The following is a 3,610-nucleotide window of genomic DNA, read 5'->3' on the forward strand; positions in this document are numbered from 1 at the left end:
GCCTTTTACTCTTGCGTCGGGACTCGACGTCGGCGCCCGCGGCGGCGGCGGTGCTTCCCGTCGCCAGGCGAGCGCCATAGCGGCGCGCGCGGCGCCTGTTCAATTGGTGATCGCTGTCACCACATACTTGCCATCCTTGCGCTCGGCGGTAAAGCGCACCTTGTCGCCGGCCTTGATCTTGGCCAGCAGCGCCGGATTGGCGTCGTACACCAGCGTCATGGCCGGCAGATCCAGCGCCTTGATGGCGTCGTGCTTGATGGTGACCTTGCCCGCGCCCGGATCGACGCGCCGCACCTCGCCGCTGGCCTCGGCCTGCTGGGCGAACGCCAGCGGCGTGGCCAGCGAGACGACGGCCATTGCGGTTGCGACGGCCAAGGGCGTTGCGTATTTGCGGTTGAAAGCCATGCGTTATCCTCCGAGTGCGACGAAAACGTGGTGCCGGCCCCACGGCCCGCACGCGGTTTCCACAGTGCTAGGATACCGCCCTCGTGCAATAGTTTCCCGATACTAACGCAACAATCCTGACGGTTGTTTGCAAAGGACATCCCATGGCCAACCGCCTTTCAGTCATCGCCACCCGCACCGGAGACGACGGCAGCACCGGACTCGGGGACGGGTCGCGCGTGCCCAAAGACGCGGCCCGCATCGCCGCGCTGGGCGATGTGGATGAATTGAACAGCGTCATCGGCCTGCTGCTGACCGAGCCCCTACCGGCCGAGGTGGCGGCCGATTTGCTGACGATCCAACACGATTTGTTCGATATGGGTGCCGAATTGTGCATTCCGGGCCATGTCGCCCTGGCCGACGAACAGGTAGCGCACCTGGATGCGCGGCTGGCCCACTACAACGCGGCCCTGCCGCCCCTGCGTGAGTTCATCCTGCCGGGCGGCTCGCGCGCCGCGGCGCAGGCGCACCTGGCCCGCACCGCGTGCCGCCGCGCCGAGCGTGCCCTGGTGGCGCTGGCGCGCACCGAAGCGGTGAACGCGCCCCCGCGGCAATACCTGAACCGCCTGTCGGACCTGATGTTCGTGCTGGCGCGCTACCTGAACCGCGAGGCGGGCCGGCCCGACGTGTTCTGGACCAGCCGCGTGTCGCGCCAGGCGGCGGGATGAGACATGCCACCCGACGCCGCGCCTGCGGCTCGTGGTTTCCCAAAACAGGGACGTTCTCATCTTGAAGGCGGCCCTGCCATGAAAAATGCCCCTCGCGGGGCATTTGCATTTTGGCGTGGAGACAGCGCAGCCCTCAGTTGGGCACACCCGCCGCGTGCGCCTGCTCGTCAGCATGGTACGACGAACGCACCATGGCGCCCACCGCCGCATGCGAGAAGCCCATCGCATAGGCCTCGCGCTCGAACATCGCGAAGGTGTCGGGATGCACGTAGCGCAGCACCGGCAGGTGGTGTTCCGACGGCTGCAGGTATTGGCCGATGGTGAGCATGTCGACGTTGTGTTCGCGCATGTCGCGCATCACCTGCAGGATTTCCTCGTCGGTCTCGCCCAGGCCGAGCATCAGGCCCGACTTGGTCGGCACGTTCGGATGCAGCTTCTTGAACTCGGCCAGCAGCTTGAGCGAATGCAGGTAGTCCGAACCCGGGCGGGCCTGCTTGTACAGGCGCGGCACGGTTTCCAGGTTGTGGTTCATGACGTCCGGGGGACCGGCGTTCAGGATGGTCAGGGCGCGGTCCAGGCGGCCGCGGAAGTCCGGCACCAGCACCTCGATGCGGGTGGTGGGCGACAGTTCGCGGATGTGGGTGATGCAGTCGACGAAGTGGCCGGCGCCGCCATCGCGCAGGTCGTCGCGGTCGACCGAGGTGATCACCACGTACGACAGCTTCATCGCGGCGATGGTGCGCGCGAGGTTTTCCGGTTCCTTGGTGTCGAGCGGGTCGGGGCGGCCATGGCCCACGTCACAGAACGGGCAGCGGCGGGTGCACTTGTCGCCCATGATCATGAATGTGGCCGTGCCCTTGCCGAAGCATTCGCCGATGTTCGGGCAGGACGCTTCTTCGCACACCGTGTGCAGGTTGTGCTCGCGCAGGATGCGCTTGATGTCGTAGAAGCGCGAACCCGGCTGGGCCGCCTTGACGCGGATCCATTCCGGCTTCTTCAGGCGTTCGGCCGGGATGATCTTGATCGGGATGCGCGCCGTCTTGGCCTGGGATTTCTGTTTCTGCGTCGGATCGTACGCCGTTTCCGCGGGCGCGGCGGCGGCTTCGTTCGAGGGCACAGACGACTCGGCAAGCGTGGACATGGAACACCTTCGCGACCGGCGCGCGCGGCGTCGCGGTCTGAGACAAAAGAAGACATTTTACCCCCTGCGCCCGAAACCGCCCCGGACACCCCGGCGCCGGCCCGCATCGGGTTATCGTCACGCCTGACGAATCCGCGCCGCTTCCTTTCATGACCACCCTGCCTTCGCCCCGCCCCATCGCCCTGATCGCCCCCCGGTTGGACCTCGCGCCGGCCGCCCGCGCCGTGCAGGCATGCGCCGAACGAGTGGCGCCCGCCGGCTACTACCTGGCCGCCGGCCCGTGGCACGATGCGTCCCTGCTGCCGTTGCTGGCCCAACTGACACCGGCCGCGGTGCTGGTCATCGGCCCGCTCGACGACCCGCAACTGCGTGCCGCCGTGATGGCGTTGGAAACCCCCGTGGTGGAGACCTGGAGCCTGCCCGCCGCCCCGCTGGACAGCCTGGTCACGATCGACAATGCCGAGGCGGGCCGCCAGGCCGCCCGCCACCTGGCCGAGAAGGGCCATGCGCGGGTGGCCTGTGTCAGCGCCGACACCCCATGGGAACGGGCCCGTCGCGAAGGCTTCCTCGCCAGCGCGGCAGCGCTGGGGCTGGCCTTGGTCGCCGACATCGTGCAACCCGAGGCGCAGCAACTGAACGACGGCCGCATGGCGTTCCTGCGCCTGCTAGCCACCAATACGATCTTCGATGCGGTGTTCTGCAGCTCGGACCTGCTGGCCGCCGCCACGGTGTCGGAGGCCCACAACCGCGACCTGCACGTACCGCAGGACCTGGCGGTGCTGGGGTTCACCGAGGACGGCAGCGCGCCGCAATGGGTCCAGGGGCTGACGACGCTGGGCGTCGACGCGGCCGAACTGGGCCGGCGCGCGGGGCAATTGTTGTTGGACCGGCTCGATGGCGAGCAGCCGGCCGGCACGCGGCTGACACTGGAGGCTGTGATCGAGACACGCCTGAGCACCTAACGCAAGCGCGGGCGCGGGCGGGCGGCACGGCCACGCCACGGACGCCGTTCAGGCGCCGGTCTCGTACAGCGGCGGAAAGCCGCAATCACGCAACATGGCGTCGGCTTCGCGCAAGAAGGCAGGGGTGGACGTCTCGGGCACGCGCGCCAGCCATTGCACCGCCTCATCCTTGAGGCCGCGCAGCAGCAGCATGCGGCCCAGGTGGAACATGCCGCGGAAATCACCGCCCTCGGCGCAGCGCCGATAGCAGTCGAACGCGCGCTCCAGGTCCTGCTCCACCACGTCGCCCGCTTCGTAGTAGCGGCCGACCACACCGATCGATTTGACGTGGCCGGCAAGCGCGGCCTGCTCGTACAGGGCCAGCGCCGCGGCGCGGTCCTGGACCACGCCGCGGC

The 3,610-nt window shown here is 68.4% G+C and carries 5 protein-coding genes; 2 read left to right on the top strand and 3 right to left on the bottom strand.

Annotated elements, in window-relative coordinates:
• Positions 1-99: 99 nt before the first annotated feature.
• Positions 100-405 (bottom strand): copper-binding protein, encoded by a 306-nt coding sequence (locus tag AC6LKG_RS26330; RefSeq protein WP_175133713.1) that lies wholly within the window; start codon positions 403-405, stop codon positions 100-102.
• 143 nt (positions 406-548) lie between these two features.
• On the opposite strand from AC6LKG_RS26330, the gene AC6LKG_RS26335 reads away from it, so the two are divergent.
• Complete coding sequence (locus AC6LKG_RS26335) at positions 549-1,112, top strand: cob(I)yrinic acid a,c-diamide adenosyltransferase (RefSeq protein WP_498169904.1); 564 nt, start codon at positions 549-551, stop codon at positions 1,110-1,112.
• Positions 1,113-1,245: 133 nt separating this feature from the next.
• Here the strand turns inward: AC6LKG_RS26335 and lipA are convergent, their stop codons facing one another.
• The gene (gene lipA / locus AC6LKG_RS26340; protein ID WP_498169907.1) at positions 1,246-2,253 is read right to left on the bottom strand and encodes a lipoyl synthase; all 1,008 of its coding nucleotides are present in this window, start codon (positions 2,251-2,253) and stop codon (positions 1,246-1,248) included.
• A gap of 149 nt (positions 2,254-2,402) precedes the next feature.
• On the opposite strand from lipA, the gene AC6LKG_RS26345 reads away from it, so the two are divergent.
• The gene (locus AC6LKG_RS26345) at positions 2,403-3,215 is read left to right on the top strand and encodes a substrate-binding domain-containing protein (protein ID WP_498169910.1); all 813 of its coding nucleotides are present in this window, start codon (positions 2,403-2,405) and stop codon (positions 3,213-3,215) included.
• Between the two features lie 48 nt (positions 3,216-3,263).
• On the opposite strand, the gene AC6LKG_RS26350 is transcribed toward AC6LKG_RS26345, so the two are convergent.
• On the bottom strand, positions 3,264-3,610 hold a 347-nt coding region (locus AC6LKG_RS26350; RefSeq protein WP_498169911.1), incomplete at its 5' end, for a tetratricopeptide repeat protein.

The sequence above is a fragment of the Achromobacter sp. 46006 genome (genome assembly GCF_059761975.1).